The sequence below is a fragment of the Albimonas pacifica genome, from assembly GCF_900113695.1.
GTDB classification, from domain to species: Bacteria; Pseudomonadota; Alphaproteobacteria; order Rhodobacterales; family Rhodobacteraceae; genus Albimonas; species Albimonas pacifica.
On the sequence record NZ_FOQH01000006.1, the window covers coordinates 68,037 to 85,859 of the forward strand.

The following is a 17,823-nucleotide window of genomic DNA, read 5'->3' on the forward strand; positions in this document are numbered from 1 at the left end:
CTGATTCGCACCAAGGGTTCGAAACAGAGGGAGCCGCGACATGCCGGCCGAGACCAGCCAGACCGTCGTCCCGCGCGACGCGAAGACCGTTCGCCCGGCCGCCGCCGCGCGGCCCCGCAAGGCGCCGCGGTCGCGCGTCGTCGGCGCCCAGGCGCTGCCGCTGAACCAGATCCTGTCGGGCGATTGCGTCGAGCGGATGAACGCCATGCCCGAGGGCTCGGTGGACATGATCTTCGCCGACCCGCCCTACAACCTGCAGCTGCGCGGCGACCTGCACCGGCCCGACAACTCCAAGGTCGACGCGGTGGACGACGCCTGGGACCGCTTCGACGGGTTCTCGGCCTACGACCGTTTCTCGCGCGCCTGGCTGAAGGCCGCGCGCCGGGTCCTGAAGCCGGGCGGGACGATGTGGGTGATCGGCAGCTATCACAACATCTTCCGGGTCGGCGCCGCGCTGCAGGACGAAGGCTTCTGGATCCTCAACGACATCGTCTGGCGCAAGTCGAACCCGATGCCGAACTTCCGCGGCCGCCGGTTCACCAACGCCCATGAGACGCTGATCTGGGCGGCGCGGGACGAGGGCGGCAAGTACACCTTCAACTACGAGGCGCTCAAAAGCCTCAACGACGGCGTGCAGATGCGCTCCGACTGGGTGCTGCCGATCTGCTCGGGCGGCGAGCGGCTGAAGGACGAGGCGGGCCGCAAGGTGCACCCGACCCAGAAGCCCGAGGCGCTGCTCCACCGCATCATCCTGGGCGCCACTCAGCCGGGCGACGTGATCCTGGACCCGTTCTTCGGCTCGGGCACCACCGGCGCCGCCGCGCGCCGCCTGGGCCGCGCCTGGATCGGGATCGAGCGGGAGGAGGGCTACCGCACCGCCGCCGCCAAGCGCATCGCCGAGGTGAAGCCCTACGACATGGAGGCGCTGCAGACCACGCGCTCGCGCCGCGCCGCGCCGCGGATCCCCTTCGGCCAGGTGGTCGAGCGGGGGATGCTGCGCCCGGGCATGGTCCTGACCTCGGCCGACGGCCGGCGCAAGGCCAAGCTGCGGGCGGACGCGACGCTGTCCGCGGACGGGACCACCGGCTCGATCCACCAGGTCGGCGCCGCGGTGCAGGGGGCGCCGAGCTGCAACGGCTGGACCTTCTGGCATTTCGAGAAGGACGGCGCGCTGGTGCCCATCGACTGGCTGCGCCAGCAGATCCTGGCCGAGGTCGAGGCCTGATCCCGGGGGCGCCCGCCGACCCCTTCCGTCGAGATCCGAACGGCCCCGGGCGCCCCGCCCGGGGCCGTTCGCGTTTCGCTCCGCGCGTTCGCCTGTCGCCGGTCAGGAGACGTCCGGGCCTCTGTGGCGAGACTGTGGCGCAGACGCGCGCGATGGCCCTGTCGCCGCCTTGGCGACAACTGCGGAGCGAGGGCGTTTATGTCACGCAACCAACAGGAGGCGTGACAATTCAACCGCTTACGTCTCTATTGCGGCGCCGCAGCGAAATGTGTCTACTTTCCGGCAAAGTTCAGCGTCGCCCCGTGGTTCCCCTCGCGTCGCGGGCGGCGTCCTCGCGTTTCCTGACACGGTGTCTCGCCATGAAGTTCAGTTACGCCATCTCGAACGTCTTCTCCAACTTCGCCGAGTTCCGGGGCCGGGCCGGGCGCCACGAGTACTGGTGGTGGTGCCTCTTCGTCGCCCTCGCGCTGGTGGCGATGGTGCTCGTCGACAATATCGTCAGCGCCCCGTTGCTGGGCTTCGAGATGTTCTCGATGCGCGCCGGCCACCCGCTGAGCGCGCTGACCGTCGCGCTGCTGGCGCTGCCGACGCTGGCCGTCTCCAGCCGCCGCCTGCACGACGTGGGCAAGCCGGGCTGGCTGCTGCTGGCGGGCTTCGTGCCGGTGCTGGGCAACCTCTACCTGCTGTGGCTGCTGACGCGGCCGACCTCGACGCGCGACAACCGCTACGGCTCCTCGGTCTTCGGGCTGCAGCGGACCTGAGCGGGGCTCAGCCCCGCGCCGCGCGGCGGCGGGCCAGGGCCTCGGGCCGCCAGACGTCCTCGAACGCGTAGAAGGCGTCGAAGACCCGCGAGCCCGGCGTGGGCAGGCTCAGCCAGGGCAGGGCGCTCGCGGCGAAGATGTGGACGTCGGGCGGGAACCGCCCGGCCTCGTCCAGCGTGCCCACGCGCACGAAGCGGATCGCGGGGCCGGCGCCGGCGTAGACGCTCCACACCGCGGTGCGGCAGGTGGGGCAGCGGTCGATCCGCTGGCCGGCGCCGCTGGCCGATGGGGTGAGCACGGTCTCCACCGCGCCGGCCTCGATCTCGACCGCCGAGGTTTCGATCACCGCGTTGAGCACGAAGGCCGAGCCGGTCTCCCGCCGGCACCAGGTGCAGTGGCAGCAGTGCACGATCATCGGGTCCGCCAGAAGGCGGTAGCGGACGTGGCCGCAGGTGCAGCGGCCGGCATGGGCGGTCATCGGGCGATCTCCGGGCGTGGAGCCGGGAGAATCGCCTCCGCGCGCGAGTCGCGCAAGCGGGAAGTTCGCGCTTCGTTCGCGAAGCGCCGCCCGCTCCCCCGTCCCTCTCCTCGCCCTCAGTCCTCCAGCGCCGACAGGCCCAGCAGCAGCGCCTTCTTCATCACCGTCGGCAGGCGGTCGGCCTGCGCGCGGGCCCGAGGGACGAAGGACCCGCGCGCAGGCCGGGACTCCTCCGCCGTCGTTGCGACCATGATGTCGAGGATCAGTTGGAAATGGGTGAACACGTGGCGGGCCTGGGCGGGGATCCGCCGCCACTCGGCGGCGAGCGGCGCGGCTGCGGCGACCTCGGCCGCCGAGGGCGCCTCCTCCCCCGCGCCGCGCCGGTCCCAGGCGGTGCCGGGCAGGCCGGGCATGCCGCCGAGCAGGCCCTTGTCGGGCCGCGTCTCCAGCAGCAGCGCGCCCGAGGGCGAGAGCGCCACGAACACCGTGCCGCGCCGGGTGGGCTTGGCGGCCTTGGGCGCCTTGCGGGGCAGGGTCTCGGCGAGGCCGGCGGCGCGGGCGGCGCAGGGCTCGCGCAGGGGGCAGATGCCGCAGGCGGGCGAGCGCGGCGTGCAGATCATGGCGCCGAGATCCATCATCGCCTGGGCGTGGTCGCCGGGCCGCGCCTGCGGGGTCAGGCGCGCGGTCAGGACGCGCAGCTCGGGCTTCGAGGCGGGCAGCGGCGTCTCGACCGCGAACAGGCGCGAGACCACGCGCTCCACGTTGCCGTCCATCACCGCGGCGGGCCGGTCGAAGGCGATGGCGGCGACGGCGGCGGCGGTATAGGGGCCGAGGCCGGGCAGGGCGAGCAGCGCCTCCTCCCGGTCCGGGAAACGGCCGTCGTGCTCCTGCGCCACGGCGCGGGCGCAGCGCAGCAGGTTGCGGGCGCGGGCGTAGTAGCCGAGCCCCGCCCAGGCGGCCATCACCTCGGCGTCCGGCGCGGCGGCGAGGTCGCTCACCGTCGGCCAGGCCTGGGTGAAGCGCAGGAAATAGGGGGCTGCGTGGGGCACCGTGGTCTGCTGGAGCATGATCTCCGACAGCCACACCCGGTAGGGATCGGGCAGGACGCCCGCCGCCCGGTCGGCGGGAGACACCCGCCAGGGCAGGGCGCGGGCGTGGCGGTCGTACCAGCCCAGCAGCTCGGCCGAGATCGCGGCGTCCTGCGGCGTCTGCGGCCCGGGCGCCGGCGCCGCGGGCTTCGGCCCCGCGGGCCGGCCGCGGCGGGGCTTCGGCGCGGCGGCGGCCTCGGGCGGAGGCGGCGGCACGGAGGCGGCGACGGCGGGCGTCGCCTGCGCCTCGGCGCGGCCGGGGCGCGCGGGCCGGCGGGGGCCCGCGGGGCGCGCAGGGCCGGCGGGCCGGGGGGCGCGGCTCATCGCCGGCTCTCCTGACGGGAGGCGACGGAGCCCCTAGGCAGGGCATGGCGAAGCAGGCAGGCTGGGGCGGTTCTGGCACGGAGCGCGGACATGGTCGACACCCTCGACAAGGACGGCGGCGGAGGCAAGCGGCCAGGCTACGGCGCGGGCCGCGTGCGGCGTCCGGGCGCGCGTTCGGGCCCGATGGGCGGCGTGCGCCCCCAGGCGCCCGCCAGGCCTGCCGCCAAGGCTCCTGCGACGGCGGCCGCCGGCCCGGACGCCCCCGCCGCTTCGCCCTCCGGGGCCGGCGCCGCCGCGCCGGCCAAGGCCGCCCGCTCCAGGGACGCCGCCCGCAAGGCCCCGCCCCCGCCCAAGCGGCGCGAGATGGGCTTCCTGCAGGTGGGCTCGCTGACCTCGGCCCCCGTGCGCGAGGTCTCGGCCAGGCGCGGCTTCGCCGAGACCCGCATCCTCACCGACTGGGTGGCGATCGCGGGCGAGGCGCTCTCGGCCCACTGCCGGCCGCTGAAGATCGGCTATTCCGGCGCCTCCTTCGGCGCGACCCTCTACCTCGAGGTCGAGGGCGCCCGCGCCGCCGAGGTCGAGATGCAGGGCCCGCGGATCATCGAGCGGGTGAACGCCCATTACGGCTATCGCGCCGTCTCCCGGGTGCGCATCCAGCAGGCGGGCCGCCTCTCCTCCGCCGCGCGCGACGCGCTGGCCGGCCCGGCGCCCGGCATGGCCGAGGCGCCCGCCGCCTTCGACCGCCCCGGCGCCGAGCCCGTCCCCGGAATCGGCGAGGTCGAGGACGAGGGGCTGCGCGCGGCGCTCGCCCGGCTCGGCCGGCGGGTGCGCGCGCCGCGGGACTGAGCCCGCTTTCGAGAACGTGATTCCGCGCGCCCCCGGGGGGATTTGAGCCCGCGGCCCCGGCGCGCTATGACCTGCACGGTCCGTCTCCCCTGGCGGAGCAGGTTCGAAGGTCGACAGGAAAGGCCGCCGATGAAACGCATCCTCCTCGCCGCCGCCGCCGCGGCGGCGCTCGCCGTCTCCGCCGTGGCTTCGGGCGCCCCCGCCCGGGCCCAGGACGCCGTCGAGACGTCCGAGAGCGGCGTTCTGCTGGGCATCCAGACCGAGGGCTCGCCCGACGCCCCGGTGCATGTGATCGAATACGTCTCGCTGACCTGTCCGCACTGCGCGGCCTTCCAGGCCGACGTGTTCCCGCAGCTCAAGAAGGACTTCATCGACACCGGCAAGATCACCTACGAGGTGCGCGAGGCCTATTTCGACCGCTTCGGCCTGATGGCCGCCGTGGTCGCCCGCTGCGGCGGGCCCGAGCGCTACTTCGGCTTCATCGACCTGTTCCTGACCCGCCAGTCCCGCTGGGCGCGCGCCGACGACATCCCCGCCGAGCTCGCCAAGATGGGCCGCCAGGGCGGCATGACCGAGGAGCAGGTGAACGCCTGCCTCGCCGACACCGACGCCCAGCGCGCCCTGGTCGGCATGTATCAGGAGTATCGCGAGGATCCGCGCTTCACCGGCACCCCCACCCTGATCGTGGGCGACGAGAAGGTGGAGAACCCCAGCTACGAGAACCTCGCCAAGGCCATCGAAGCCGAGATGTGATCGCAGCCCTCGGGGCGCAACGGGAGGCGGGCGTCCGGCCGGACGCCCGCCTCCTGCGTTCCGGGGGGCGCAGCTTTGGCCGGATTGTCCCCATATCTTGCGTAACGCTAGGGGCCTCTCGCTATATGCAGAGGGCGTCCCCTTGACCTTGAGGGCTGCAGCCCGCAGGCTTCCATGGATCGGCCGGGCGCGACTCGGCGCCCCTGGGACCCCGAGCGATCCATGCATTTCACCCGGCTGCGCCTTCAGGGCTTCAAGAGCTTCGTGGATCCGACCGAGCTGGTCATCGCCCCCGGCCTGACCGGCGTGGTGGGCCCCAACGGCTGCGGCAAGTCCAACCTGCTCGAGGCGCTGCGCTGGGTGATGGGGGAGACCTCGGCCAAGGCGATGCGCGGCGGCGACATGGAGGACGTGATCTTCGCCGGCGCCTCGACCCGCCCCGCGCGCAGCTACGCCGAGGTGGCGATCCGCATCGACAACGCCGACCGCACCGCGCCGGCCGAGTTCAACCACGCCGACGACCTGGAGATTTCGCGCCGCATCACCCGCGACGCGGGGTCGGCTTACCGTTTGAACGGAAAAGAACTCCGCGCCCGCGACGTGAAGATGCTGTTCGCGGACGCGTCGACCGGCGCGCATTCGCCGGCGCTGGTGCGCCAGGGGCGGATCTCCGAGCTGATCAACGCCAAGCCCAAGGCCCGCCGCGCGATCCTTGAAGAAGCCGCGGGCATCGGCGGCCTCTACCAGCGCCGCCACGAGGCGGAGCTGAAGCTGCGCGCCGCCGAGGACAACCTCACCCGCGTCTCCGACGTGCTCGAGAAACTGGGCGACCAGTTGGGGCAGCTGCAGCGCCAGGCCCGCCAGGCCGCCCGCTACCGCGAGATCGCGGCCGAGCTGCGCCGGGCCGAGGGGATGCTGCTGTGGCTGCGCTGGCGCGAGGCCGGGGCCGAGGCGACCGAGGCGCAGCGCCGCCTGACCGAGGCCACCGCGCTCGCCGCCCGCGCCCAGACCGAGGCCGCCGCCCGCGCCGCCGCCCGCATCGAGGCCGACGAGGCCCTGCCGCCGCTTCGCGAAGAGGACGCCGTCGCCGCCGCGATCCTGCAGCGCGCCCTGGTCGAGCGCGACCAGGTCGACGAGCGCATCCGCCAGGCCGCCTCCGACATCGCGCGCCTCGAGGCCCGCGCCGTGCAGCTCAACCGCGACCTGGAGCGCGAGAGCTCGCTGGGCCGCGACGCCGACGAGAGCGTGGAGCGGCTCGACTGGGAGGAAGCCCAGCTCAAGGAGGCGCAGGACGGCCAGGCCGACCGGCTGGCGGAGGCCGCCGAGACCTCGCGCGCGGCCACGGTCGCGGTGGAGTTCGAGGAGACCGAGCTCGACCGCCTGACCGGCGACGCCGCCCGCCTCGCCGCCCGCCACCAGTCCGCCGCCCGCCGCATGGAAGAGGCCCGCGGTCAGCGCGCCAAGGCCGAGGCGGAGCTGCTGCGCGCCGAACAGGGCCTCGCGGCCGAGGCCGACGCCGCCGCCCGCGCCGAGGAGGCGCTGGAGGCCGCCGAGACCGGCGCCGAGGCCGCCCGCGAAGCCGCCGAGGCCGCGGAAGAAGCGCTCGCCGCCGCCGAGGCCGAGCGGGGCGAGGCCCAGCAGGAAGAATCCGAGACCCGCGCCGCCGCCTCCTCCGCCCAGGCCGAGGCCGGCGCGGTGAAGGCCGAGACCGACGCGCTCGACCGCCTTCTGGCGCGCGACAAGGGCGCCGAGGGCCAGATGCTCGACCGCGTCGAGGTCCGGCCCGGCTACGAGCCCGCCCTGGGCGCGGCGCTCGGCGACGATCTGCGCGCGCCGGAAGTCGAGGAGACGGGCGCCGGCTGGCGCCCCCTCCCCGACTACGCGGACGACCCCGAACCGCTGCCCGAGGGCGCCGAGCCGATCGCGGCCTACGTGACCGCGCCTGCCGCCCTCGCCCGCCGCATCGCCCGCATCGGCCTGGTCGCGGACCCTGCCGAGGGTCACCGTCTTCAGGCCCTGCTGCGCCCCGGCCAGCGGCTGGTCAGCGCCGAGGGCGACCTGTGGCGCTGGGACGGCTACCGCGCCTCGGCCGCCGACGCGCCCTCGGCCGCGGCCCTGCGGCTGCAGCAGCGCAACCGCCTCGCCGCCCTGCGCGAACAGCTGGAGGCGGCTGAAGAGACCCTCGCCGTCGCCCGCGAGGCCCACGAGGAAAGCCGCGCCCGCCTCGCCGCCGCCACCCAGGCCGACGGCGCCGCCCGCGCCGCGCGCCGCCAGGCGGATTCCTCGCTGGCCGAAGCCGAAAAGACCCTGACCCGCGCCGAGGGCGAGCTGGACCTGCGCCGCTCCCGCCACGCCGCCCTCGCCGACAGCCTGGAGGCCCGTCGTGGCGAGGCCGAGGCCGCGCAGGAGGCGATGGTCGAAGCGGAAGAGATGCAGGCGGAGCTGGAGGACCTCGACGAGGCCCGCGCCGCCGCCGAAGCCGCCAAGACCGTCGTCGCCGACGCCCGCGCCGCCATGCTCGCCGCCCGCTCCGCCGAGCAGGAGCGCAGGCGGGAGGGCGAGGCGCGCGAAAAGCGGCTCGCCGACATCGGCAAGGAGCGCGCCGGCTGGCACCGCCGCAAGGAGACGGCCGGGCAGCGGATCTCGGAGCTCGAGATCCGCATCGAGGACACGGTCGAGGAGCTGGGCCGCGCCCGCGAGATCCCCGGCGAGCTGGAGCGGCGCCGCTTCGAGCTGATGGAATCGATCGCCAAGGGCGAGATGCGCTGCAAGGCCGCCGGCGACGCGCTGGCGACCGGCGAGGCCGCGCTGCGCGCCGCCGACGCCGCCCAGCGCGAGGCCGAGCGCGCCGCCTCGGAGGCGCGCGAGGCCCGCGCCCGGGTCGAGGCGCTGGCCGAGGCCGCCGCCGCCCGCGTGGCGGAGGCCGCCGAGCGCATCGAGGAGGAGACCGACGGCACGCCCGACGCGCTGGCCGCGAAGCTGGAGCTCGACGCCGAAGCCTGCCCCCCCGCCGGCGACGTCGAGATCGACATCGTCAACCTGCGCCGCAAGCGCGATGCGCTGGGCGCGGTGAACCTGCGCGCCGAGGAGGACGCGAAGGAGCTGGCGGGGGAGAAGGACACGCTCGACGCCGAGAAGGTCGATCTCGAGGCCGCCATCGCCAAGCTGCGCCAGGGCGTCGCCAGCCTGAACTCGGAAGGGCGCAAGCGCCTGCTGGCGGCCTTCGAGGAGGTCAACGCGAACTTCACGCAGCTGTTCACGCGGCTCTTCGGCGGCGGCACCGCGAACCTGGTGCTGGTGGAGAGCGACGACCCGCTGGACGCTGGGCTCGAGATCATGTGCATGCCGCCGGGCAAGAAGCTCTCGACCCTGTCGCTGCTCTCGGGCGGCGAGCAGACGCTGACGGCGCTGTCGCTGATCTTCGCGGTGTTCCTCGCGAACCCCTCCCCGATCTGCGTGCTCGACGAGGTGGACGCGCCGCTGGACGACGCCAACGTGACCCGGTTCTGCGACCTGCTCGACGAGATGCGCCAGCGCACCGCGACGCGGTTCCTGTGCATCACCCACCACGCGGTCACCATGGCGCGCATGGACCGCCTGTTCGGCGTGACCATGGCCGAGCAGGGGGTGAGCCAGCTGGTCTCGGTGGACCTGGAGCGGGCCGAGGAGCTGGTGGGCTAGGTCTCGCCCCCTTCCGCGGACGCTGCGCGAGCCGCGCGTCCGGACCCCGGGCGCGGCTCCCGCCCGCCCACCCCGCCGCGCCCGGGGTCCGGACGCGCTCCGGCCCGGCCTGCGCGGGGGGCTGTCGTCGCCGGTCCGCGCCCGCCCCCCTGGCGAGGCAGGGTGGGCGGGCGGGAGCCTCGGCAGGGGGGCGGCCCGCCCCTCTTCGGGCGGGCCCATCCTCGCGATCCCGCGAGCCGCGGCCCTCTGGTCATCGGCCGCCCCCTTTGCCAGAAAGGCGCCGCGGGCGCGTCGGCCTGCCGGAGGACCCATGCTCGCCATCCCGTTCCCGAACATCGACCCGGCCGTGTTCTCGCTGTCGCTGGGCGACTTCACCTTCTCCCTGCGCTGGTATGCGCTGGCCTACATCGTCGGCCTGGTGCTGGGCTGGCGCTACGTGGCCTGGATGATGAAGCGCCCGGCGCTGTGGCGGAACGATCCGCCGATGGCGCCGGCCGAGGCCGAGGAGCTGCTGACCTGGATGGTCGTGGGCGTGATCCTGGGCGGGCGCCTGGGCTTCGTGCTGTTCTACCAGCCGGGCTACTACCTCGCGAACCCCGCCCAGATCCCGGCGATCTGGAACGGCGGCATGTCCTTCCACGGCGGCTTCGCGGGCGTCGTCGCGGGCATCGTCGCCTGGTCCCGCGCGCGCGGCCGCCCGATGATGGAGGTCGGCGACGCCGTCGCCTGCGCCGCCCCCATCGGCCTGCTGCTGGGGCGGGTCGCGAACTTCATCAACTCCGAGCTCTGGGGCCGCGCGACCGACCTCCCCTGGGCCGTGGTCTTCCCCAACGGCGGACCGGAGCCGCGCCACCCCTCCCAGCTCTACGAGGCGGCGCTGGAGGGGGCGCTGCTGTTCCTCGTGATGTGGATCCTCGCCACCCGCCGCGGCTGGCTGAAGACGCCGGGCGCGATGATCGGGGTGTTCCTGATCGGCTACGGCCTCGCCCGCAGCCTGGTCGAGCTGGTGCGCCAGCCCGACGCCTTCCTGCAGACCGAGGGCAATCCGCTAGGCCTCGCCTGGCAATGGGGAACGACCTCGGGGCTGACCATGGGCCAGATCCTGTCGATCCCGATGATCGCGATCGGCCTCGCGGTCCTGCTCGCCGCCCGCCGCGGCCGCTGGGCGCGGGAGGCGGCATGAGCCGGGGCGGCGCGGGGGAGGGCCCGCTCGCCCCGATCCTGCGCCGGCGCATCGCCCAGGGCGGGCCGATGCCGCTCGCGGAATACATGGGCCTCTGCCTCGCCCACCCCGAGCATGGCTATTACACGACGCGCGATCCCCTGGGGGCGGCCGGCGACTTCACCACCGCGCCCGAGATCAGCCAGATGTTCGGCGAGCTGCTGGGCCTCTGGATCGCCCAGGCCTGGGCGGACATGGGCGCGCCGCGGGGCGCGGTGCTGGCCGAGCTCGGCCCCGGCCGCGGCACGCTGATGGCCGACGCGCTGCGGGCGGCCGGCCGGGTTCCGGGCTTCGCCGAGGCGGTCTCGCCCTGGCTGGTGGAGATCTCGCCGACCCTGCGCGCCCGCCAGGCCCGGGCGCTGGAGGGGTGGGGCGTGCAATGGGCCGAGCGGGTCGAGGCGCTGCCCGACGGCCCGCTCCTGCTGCTCGCCAACGAGTTCTTCGACGCCCTGCCGATCCGCCAGCTGGTGCGCGCCGCCGGGCGTTGGCGCGAGCGGGCGGTGACGATGGACGACGCCGGCCGCTTCGCCTTCGGCCTCGGCGCCGTGGTCCCGTGGGAGGCCGAGGAGCCGGACGGGTCGGTGGTGGAGACCTGCCCGGCGGGCGAGGCGGTCGCGGCCTGGATCGGCGGGCGGCTGGCCGCGCAGGGCGGGGCGGCGCTGCTGGTCGACTATGGCTATGCGGTCCGGGCGCCGGGCGGGGCGGACACGTTCCAGGCGATGCGGGCGCATGGCTACGCCGATCCGCTGGCGGCGCCGGGCCAGGCGGACCTGACGGCGCATGTGGATTTCGCCGCGCTGGCGCGGGCGGCGCAGGCGGCGGGCGCGCGGGCCTGGCCGGCGGTGGGGCAGGGGCTGCTGCTGGAGCGTCTGGGGATCACCGCGCGCGCCCAGGCCCTCGCGCGCGCCGCCGCCGCGCGCCCCGGCCCGGCCGGCGGCTCCCGCCCGCCCCCCCCGCCGCCGACCGGCCCGGAGCGCGCGGCGGCGGCGCAGGACCCCGTCGAGGCCATCGTCTCGGCCCACCGTCGCCTCACCCATCCCGAAGAGATGGGGACGCTCTTCAAGGCGCTGGCGCTGACCGGCCCCGGCCAGCCGCGCCCGCCGGGCGTGTAGGCGGGGCCGGGCCCCCGGCCTGTCCAGCTTGCCGCCGCCCGCGCCCGCGCCCGCGCCCGCGCTCCGGGTCGAGGTCGGCGGGGCGGGCGGGTGGGGCCGACCTCGAGCCGGAGCGCGGGCGCGGTTGACCCGCGCCCCGGAATCGCGGCGGGTGAGCCGCAGGGACACGACAGGAGGCAGGGCATGAACGGGATCGAGACGCTGACCACGCGGGACCTGGGCGACGTCCGCCACGGCTTCTTCACCCGCCGCGGCGGCGCCTCGGGCGGCATCTACGGGGGCGAGGGGGGCGGCGGGCTCAACGCCGGCGCCGGCTCCAAGGACGACGCCGCGGCGGTGGCGACCAACAAGGCCCGCATCGCCGAAGCGATGGGCGTCGCGCCCGAGCGGCTGATGTTCCTCCACCAGGTCCATTCCGACCGCGCGCTGGTCGTGGCCGCCCCCTGGCCCGAGCACGCCGATCGCCGCGCCGACGCCATGGTCACCGCCGAGCCGGGCCTCGCGCTCGCCGTGCTCTCGGCCGACTGCGCGCCGGTCCTGTTCCACGACCCCGAGGCGAAGGTGATCGGCGCCGCCCACGCCGGCTGGCGCGGGGCGCTGGGCGGGGTGCTGGAGGCGACGCTTTCGGCGATGGAGCGGCTGGGCGCCGAGCGCGGCCGGGTGCGCGCCGCCGTCGGCCCCTGCATCTCCCAGGCCGCCTACGAGGTCGGGCCGGAGTTCTTCGACGACTTCACCCTCGACGACCCGGAGGCCGAGCGCTTCTTCGCCGGCGGCCCCAACGGCCGCCCGATGTTCGACCTGCCCGGCTACGCCCTGCGCCGCCTGCGCGAGGCGGGCGTCGCCGAGGCCGCCTGGACCGGCCACTGCACCTATCGCGACGAGGGCCGCTTCTATTCCAACCGCCGCGCGGTGCACCGGGACGAGGGCGACTACGGCCGCCTCGCCTCGGTCATCGTGCTGGGGGAATGACCGGGGCGCCGCGCAGCCAGCCGGTGGAGACCGCCCGCGCCCAGCCCTCGCGTCCCGCCGCGCGGGCGATGCCGGCCATGCGGGTCGGATCGTAGAGCACCTGGCGGAAGCTCGTCGCCCAGGCCTCGCCCCGCCGCTCGACCACGGCGTAGCTCGCCAGCGGCGTGCCGGTCTGCACGACGTGGGGGACGGGATCGACGTCCTCGTAGCCCGGGCAGCCGACCGAGCCGGGGTTCAGGATCACCCGCCCGTCGGGCAGGTCCACCCGCCGCGGCAGATGGGTGTGCGCGCAGAGCGCGAGCCCCGCATCCACGCCCACCGCGGCGCGCGCGATCTCGGCCATGCCGCGGAACACCACGTCGCCCGAGGGCGTCACCGTCTCCAGCCAGTATTCGAGGTCGTCGCGCGGGGTGCCGTGGCACAGGAACACGTCGCCGATCCGCCGGGTGGCGGGCAGGGCCGCGAGCCAGGCGAGCTGGCCCTCGTCCAGCTCGTCGCGCGCGAACCGGTCGGAGGGATACATGTTCTCGCCCCCCGCCACGACCCAGCGGTCATGGTTGCCGCGGATCGAGACCATGCCCTCGCGCGCCATCGTCAGCGCCAGCGTCTCGCGAGGGGCGAGCGGTCCGCTGACGTGGTCGCCGAGGTTGAAGATCGAGCGCAGGCCCAGCGCGTCGATGTCCGCCAGCACCGCGGCCAGCGCATCGGCGTTGCCGTGCACATCCGCGATCACCGCGAAACGGTCGAGGTCGAAATCGTTCATCGCGGCCGCGCCGCGGCGGGACGGAGGGCGGTCACTCCTCCGACCGCGCCTCGAGCACGTCGAAGGGGACGCCCGGCTCCCACTTGGTCTCGCGGATCACCAGCGAGGTCTTCACCGAGGCGACGTTGGGCGCGGACACCAGGTCGCGGGTCAGGAACCGCTGGAAGGTCGACAGGTCCGGCGCCACGCACTTCAGGATGAAGTCGATTTCACCATTCAGCATGTGACATTCGCGCACAAGCGGCCACGAACGCACGCGTTCTTCAAATTCGTTCAGGTCCCGTTCCGCCTGGTTGCGCAGGGATATCATTGCGAATACCGCGACTTCGAACCCCAGCGCCCGGGAATCGACTCTCGCATGATAGCCTTCGATGAACCCCGTCTCCTCCAGCGCCCGGACCCGGCGCAGGCACGGCGGCGCCGAGATGCCGACCCGTCGCGACAGCTCGACGTTGGTCATGCGGCCGTCCGCCTGCAGTTCTGCGAGGATCTTGCGGTCGATCGGGTCCAGCTTGGCGGGGGGCATTCGGGTTCCTGGGCGACGGGGCGCCCGGCGCGGAGCGCGGCCGGGCGCGGGAATCAAGGCGCCGGCGAAGCGGCGGAGGGGCCGGATTGCTCCGGTTGGCCCGGACAATGCAATGATGTTGCGCGAAAGCGCAAGATTCGGAAAGGGAGCCCTCTTACGGCATGACGGACGGCACGCGTTGAAGCAGGGCACGAACCTGCGCGAGGTCTGGGTGGTCACCGACGGCCGTCCGGGGAACGAGGGGCCGGCGCTGGCGCTCGCCCGGGCGCTGGAGCCGCATGGCTGGGCTCCGGCGGAGATCCGCCGCGCCACCCCGCGCCCCGGCCCCGCCCGCCTGCCGGCGCTGGCCTGGGCGGCCGCGCCGGCGCGCGAGGGCGGCTGGCCGTTCTCGGCGCTCGAGGACCGGGGGGCGGCGCTGGCGCGGCCCTGGCCGGAGCTGGTGATCTCGGCCGGGCGCCGCTCGGCCCCGGTGGCGGCCGCGATGCGCCGGCTGTCGGGCGGGGCGACGCGGGCGGTTCAGATCCTCAACCCCGGCATGCGCCTTTCGGCCTTCGACGCGGTGATCGTCCCCCGGCACGACCGGCTGGCGGGCGAGAACGTGATCGAGACGCTGGGCTCGCTCTCGCGCGTGACGCCGGAGCTGGCGGCGGCGGAGGCGAGCCTGTGGTCCGCGGCGCTCGCCCGCCTGCCCGAGCCGCGGCTGGCGGTGCTGGTCGGGGGGCCCAGCCGCTCGGCCCGCTGGTCGCCGACCCTGACCATGCGCCTCGTCGAGGCGCTGGAGCAGGCGACGGCAAAGGGGTGGGGCATCATGGCCACGCTCTCGCGCCGCTCTCCCCTGGGGCTGAACCTGGCGCTGCGCCGCGCCGCGCCCCGCGCCTTCATCTGGGACGGGGCGGGGGCGAACCCCTATCCCGGCATCCTGGGGCTGGCGACCGCGGCGCTGGTGACGGCGGATTCGGTGAACATGGCCTCCGAGGCCGCCTCGGCCGGCGTGCCGGTGCATGTGCTTGGCATGGATGGGCTTTCCCCCAAGCTCCAGCGCTTCCACGAGCAGCTCGCCCGCGCCGGCGCCGCGCGCGAATGGGACGGCCGCCTGCTGACCTGGGAGGTCGAACCCCTGGCCCAGGCCGAAGCCGCCGCCGCGCAGCTTGCGCAACGGCTGGGCTGAGCGGCGCGGGGGCGCCGCCGCCGCCCCTCCCGCGGCCGTGACGCGCAACTGCGCGGGGCGGGGTTTCGGCGGGGCCAAGGCTTCTCTATATGGGAACCCTTCTCTCGAAACGGCGGAGGCGGACATGGGCGACGTTCGGCGCGTGAAGGTTCTGATCATCGGCTCCGGCCCCGCGGGCTACACCGCGGCGGTCTACGCCTCGCGCGCGATGCTCGAGCCGGTGCTCGTGCAGGGCATCCAGCCCGGCGGGCAGCTCACGATCACCACCGAGGTCGAGAACTGGCCCGGCGACACCGAGGTCATGGGCCCCGCCCTGATGGAGCGGATGGAGGCCCACGCCCGCGCCATGGGGACCGAGATCATCTCGGACCTGGTGGGCCGCCTGGACCTGTCGCAGCGACCGTTCCGGGCCGAGCTGGACGGCGGCGACGTGCTGCTGGCCGACGCGGTGATCCTCGCGACCGGCGCGCAGGCGCGCTGGCTGGGGCTCGACTCGGAGGAGAAGTTCAAGGGCTTCGGCGTCTCCGCCTGCGCCACCTGCGACGGGTTCTTCTACCGCGGCAAGGAGGTGATGGTCATCGGCGGCGGCAACACCGCGGTCGAGGAGGCGCTGTTCCTGACCAACTTCGCCTCCAAGGTCACGCTGGTGCACCGGCGCGACTCGCTGCGCTCGGAGAAGATCCTGCAGGACCGCCTGTTCAAGAACCCCAAGGTCGAGGTGATCTGGGACCATCTGCTCGACGAGGTGATCGGCGAGAGCGACCCGTTGGGCGTCACCGGCGTGCGCCTGCGCCACGTCAGGACCGGCGTCGAGCAGGTGCGCGACTGCGCGGGCGTCTTCGTGGCCATCGGCCACTCGCCGTCCTCCGAGCTGGTCGCGGGCCAGCTCGAGCTGCACCACGGCGGCTACGTGAAGGTCGAGCCGGGCACGACGGCGACCTCGATCCCCGGCGTCTTCGCCGCGGGCGACGTCACCGACCACGTCTATCGCCAGGCCGTGACCTCGGCCGGCATGGGCTGCATGGCCGCGCTCGAGGCCGAGCGCTTCATCGCGGCTCACGAGGAAGAGGCGGTCGCGGCGGAGTAGTCTCCGCCGCGAGGCGGTCCGGGGGGACGGGTAGAGGGGGGCCGGCGCTTGAAACGCATCGTCGAGAACATCGTCTACAAACAACTGGGATATGTCCCGCGCAACCGCGAGTTCGTCTTCGGCATCGGTCTGTCCAAGACCGGCACGACCTCGCTCGACCAGGCGCTGCAGATCCTGGGCTACCGGTCGATCCACCTGCCGCCGATCGCCTCGGTCGACCGGTCGGGCCGCATCTCGCTCGACTGGCCCTGGTGGGTGTCTAAGTTCGACGCGGCGACCGACATGACCGTCGCGGTGCTGTTCCGCGAGCTGAAGGCCACCTTCCCGCGGGCGAAGTTCATCCACACCCTGCGGCCGGAGGACGCCTGGCTCGATTCCTGCCGTCGCCATTTCACGCTGGAGATGGCCGAAGCGCGGGTGCGGCAACGGAATTTCTTCCCGCTCGAAGTCTCGCAGGCCTTCTACGGCTCGATCCTCTACGACGCCGACAAGTACCGCGCCGCCTATCGCCGCCATGGCCAGGAGGTGGCCGAGACCTTCCGCGGCGATCCCAACTTCCTCAGCTTCGGCCTGACCCAGGCCGCCGAGTGGGGCCCGTTGTGCGCCTTCCTCGGCCGGCCCGAGCCGTCGGAGCCGTTCCCCTTCTCGAACCGCAACCGCGCCCGCCCCGCCCTCTCCGGGGCCTGATCGGGGAGGGGCGCGACCTCGCGTCCGTTCATTTTCGGTTTAAGGTTTTGACCCGGACCCCGTGCCGGCCTTACCCTCGCGGAAAGCGCCCCCGTGGCAGGAGAGGCGCCCGGCCGGGAGAGACCGCATGGACCGCTTCCTGATCGACGCCATCGACGCCTTCGACGGGGCCTCCGGCGCCGCCGCGGTATGGAGCGTCGCCGCCGCGGTGTTCGAGCGCCTGGGCGCCGACGACCTCTCCTTCGGCGTGGGGCTCGACGCGCGCTCGTGCGAGGTGGTGGTGCAGACCACCCTGCCGCCCGAGGCGATGGCGGAATACATGTCCGACGGCGTGCAGCTCGCCGATCCCTGGCTGAGCTACTGCCGCCGCAACGTGCAGCCGGTCCATCTCGACGTCGCCACCCGCGCCGTCGACCGGCCGGTGGGCTCGGTCGAGCGGCTGTGCCGCTTCCTCGAGGGGCGCGGCGTGCGCGCCTCGCTGCTCGCGCCCACGGGCGTGCAGGGGCAGGCGGCGGGGGTGGCGCTGCTGGCCGGCAGCGCCGACCGGGCCGAGGAGATCGCGCGGCCCGAGACCGTGGCCCGGGCCCGCTTCGCCGCGGCGCTGCTCGCCACCCGCCACGATCCCCGCGGCGCGCCGGCGGGGACGCGCGACGTCCACCGCTCGAGCCCGGCCCTCACCTCGCGCGAGGCGGAGGCGCTGCGCTGGCTGTCGGAGGGCTTCCAGGTCCAGCGCATCGCCGAGCGGATGGGGGTGCAGCCGGTGACGGCGGGCAAGTTCCTCGCCTCCGCCCGCAGGCGGCTGCACGCGCGCACGCGCGAACAGGCGCTGGCCATCGCCCTGACCCGCGGGCTGATCTGAGCCGCCGGCGCGGAAGGTATCGATTTCGATACCTTCTGACCCGCCCCTCGCAGGGCCAACATGGACCCGAGGGGAAAGGGTCGGGCATCGTCCTCGTCACGCCGGAGCGTCTCCCCCGCCGTCCGCGCCGCTTGCGCCGGGCCGCCCGTCCCCGACGGGCCCTGCGTTCCGCCTTCCCCGCCGCAGACGGGGATCGCGCATCGGGTTCAGGCTCCGGGAGATCCGGGCCAGCGTGATTTCCATCGGACCTTTTCAAACTGAAACGGGGCTTGCG

General features: G+C 74.5%; 16 protein-coding genes. 12 read left to right on the forward strand and 4 right to left on the reverse strand.

The features are described 5' to 3' along the window. Window positions 1-40 precede the first annotated feature (40 nt). A complete protein-coding gene (locus BM064_RS14155) occupies window positions 41-1,225 on the forward strand; it encodes a site-specific DNA-methyltransferase (RefSeq protein ID WP_092860448.1) in 1,185 nt (394 codons plus the stop codon). A gap of 359 nt (window positions 1,226-1,584) precedes the next feature. Then, a complete protein-coding gene (locus BM064_RS14160) occupies window positions 1,585-1,986 on the forward strand; it encodes a DUF805 domain-containing protein (RefSeq protein ID WP_177236262.1) in 402 nt (133 codons plus the stop codon). Between the two features lie 7 nt (window positions 1,987-1,993). On the opposite strand, the gene BM064_RS14165 is transcribed toward BM064_RS14160, so the two are convergent. Both BM064_RS14165 and mutY read right to left on the reverse strand, forming a co-directional pair. After that, on the reverse strand, window positions 1,994-2,464 hold the full coding sequence (locus BM064_RS14165) for a GFA family protein (protein ID WP_092860450.1): 471 nt from the start codon (window positions 2,462-2,464) through the stop codon (window positions 1,994-1,996). Window positions 2,465-2,580: 116 nt separating this feature from the next. Continuing rightward, the gene (gene mutY / locus BM064_RS14170) at window positions 2,581-3,876 is read right to left on the reverse strand and encodes an A/G-specific adenine glycosylase (RefSeq protein ID WP_092860451.1); all 1,296 of its coding nucleotides are present in this window, start codon (window positions 3,874-3,876) and stop codon (window positions 2,581-2,583) included. 90 nt (window positions 3,877-3,966) lie between these two features. Between mutY and BM064_RS28085 the strand changes: the two genes are divergently transcribed. The 6 genes from BM064_RS28085 to pgeF all read left to right on the forward strand — a co-directional run bounded on the left by BM064_RS28085 (window position 3,967) and on the right by pgeF (window position 12,459). Further along, window positions 3,967-4,722 carry a DUF721 domain-containing protein gene (locus BM064_RS28085; protein ID WP_245779167.1) on the forward strand — a complete coding sequence of 252 codons (756 nt, stop codon included), beginning with the start codon at window positions 3,967-3,969 and terminating at the stop codon, window positions 4,720-4,722. A 129-nt stretch (window positions 4,723-4,851) separates the two neighbouring features. Beyond that, the gene (locus tag BM064_RS14180; protein WP_092860452.1) at window positions 4,852-5,475 is read left to right on the forward strand and encodes a DsbA family protein; all 624 of its coding nucleotides are present in this window, start codon (window positions 4,852-4,854) and stop codon (window positions 5,473-5,475) included. 222 nt (window positions 5,476-5,697) lie between these two features. Then, entirely contained in the window at window positions 5,698-9,156 is a 3,459-nt protein-coding gene (locus BM064_RS14185; protein WP_092860453.1) for a chromosome segregation SMC family protein, read from the forward strand. 310 nt (window positions 9,157-9,466) lie between these two features. Then, window positions 9,467-10,339 (forward strand): prolipoprotein diacylglyceryl transferase, encoded by an 873-nt coding sequence (lgt, locus tag BM064_RS14190; RefSeq protein ID WP_092860454.1) that lies wholly within the window; start codon window positions 9,467-9,469, stop codon window positions 10,337-10,339. Continuing rightward, on the forward strand, window positions 10,336-11,490 hold the full coding sequence (locus tag BM064_RS14195; RefSeq protein ID WP_092860455.1) for a class I SAM-dependent methyltransferase: 1,155 nt from the start codon (window positions 10,336-10,338) through the stop codon (window positions 11,488-11,490). The genes lgt and BM064_RS14195 overlap by 4 nt, the downstream gene beginning before the upstream one ends. Window positions 11,491-11,673: 183 nt before the next feature. Next, window positions 11,674-12,459 carry a peptidoglycan editing factor PgeF gene (gene pgeF, locus BM064_RS14200; protein WP_092860456.1) on the forward strand — a complete coding sequence of 262 codons (786 nt, stop codon included), beginning with the start codon at window positions 11,674-11,676 and terminating at the stop codon, window positions 12,457-12,459. On the opposite strand, the gene BM064_RS14205 is transcribed toward pgeF, so the two are convergent. Then, on the reverse strand, window positions 12,440-13,222 hold the full coding sequence (locus BM064_RS14205; protein WP_092860457.1) for a metallophosphoesterase family protein: 783 nt from the start codon (window positions 13,220-13,222) through the stop codon (window positions 12,440-12,442). The two genes, pgeF and BM064_RS14205, sit on opposite strands and share 20 nt — an antisense overlap. 31 nt (window positions 13,223-13,253) lie before the next feature. Continuing rightward, window positions 13,254-13,748, reverse strand: a complete 495-nt coding sequence (locus BM064_RS14210; RefSeq protein WP_092860825.1) for an Lrp/AsnC family transcriptional regulator — start codon at window positions 13,746-13,748, stop codon at window positions 13,254-13,256. Between the two features lie 178 nt (window positions 13,749-13,926). Here BM064_RS14210 and BM064_RS14215 point away from each other — a divergent pair, with 178 nt between their 5' ends. The 4 genes from BM064_RS14215 to BM064_RS14230 all read left to right on the forward strand — a co-directional run bounded on the left by BM064_RS14215 (window position 13,927) and on the right by BM064_RS14230 (window position 17,549). Continuing rightward, window positions 13,927-14,916, forward strand: coding sequence for a mitochondrial fission ELM1 family protein (locus tag BM064_RS14215; RefSeq protein ID WP_177236263.1), 990 nt, complete (start codon window positions 13,927-13,929; stop codon window positions 14,914-14,916). Between the two features lie 124 nt (window positions 14,917-15,040). Continuing rightward, window positions 15,041-16,003 carry a thioredoxin-disulfide reductase gene (gene trxB, locus BM064_RS14220; RefSeq protein WP_092860459.1) on the forward strand — a complete coding sequence of 321 codons (963 nt, stop codon included), beginning with the start codon at window positions 15,041-15,043 and terminating at the stop codon, window positions 16,001-16,003. A gap of 48 nt (window positions 16,004-16,051) precedes the next feature. Beyond that, the gene (locus BM064_RS14225; protein WP_092860460.1) at window positions 16,052-16,690 is read left to right on the forward strand and encodes a sulfotransferase family protein; all 639 of its coding nucleotides are present in this window, start codon (window positions 16,052-16,054) and stop codon (window positions 16,688-16,690) included. Window positions 16,691-16,817: 127 nt separating this feature from the next. Then, the gene (locus BM064_RS14230) at window positions 16,818-17,549 is read left to right on the forward strand and encodes a helix-turn-helix transcriptional regulator (RefSeq protein WP_092860461.1); all 732 of its coding nucleotides are present in this window, start codon (window positions 16,818-16,820) and stop codon (window positions 17,547-17,549) included. Window positions 17,550-17,823 lie beyond the last annotated feature (274 nt).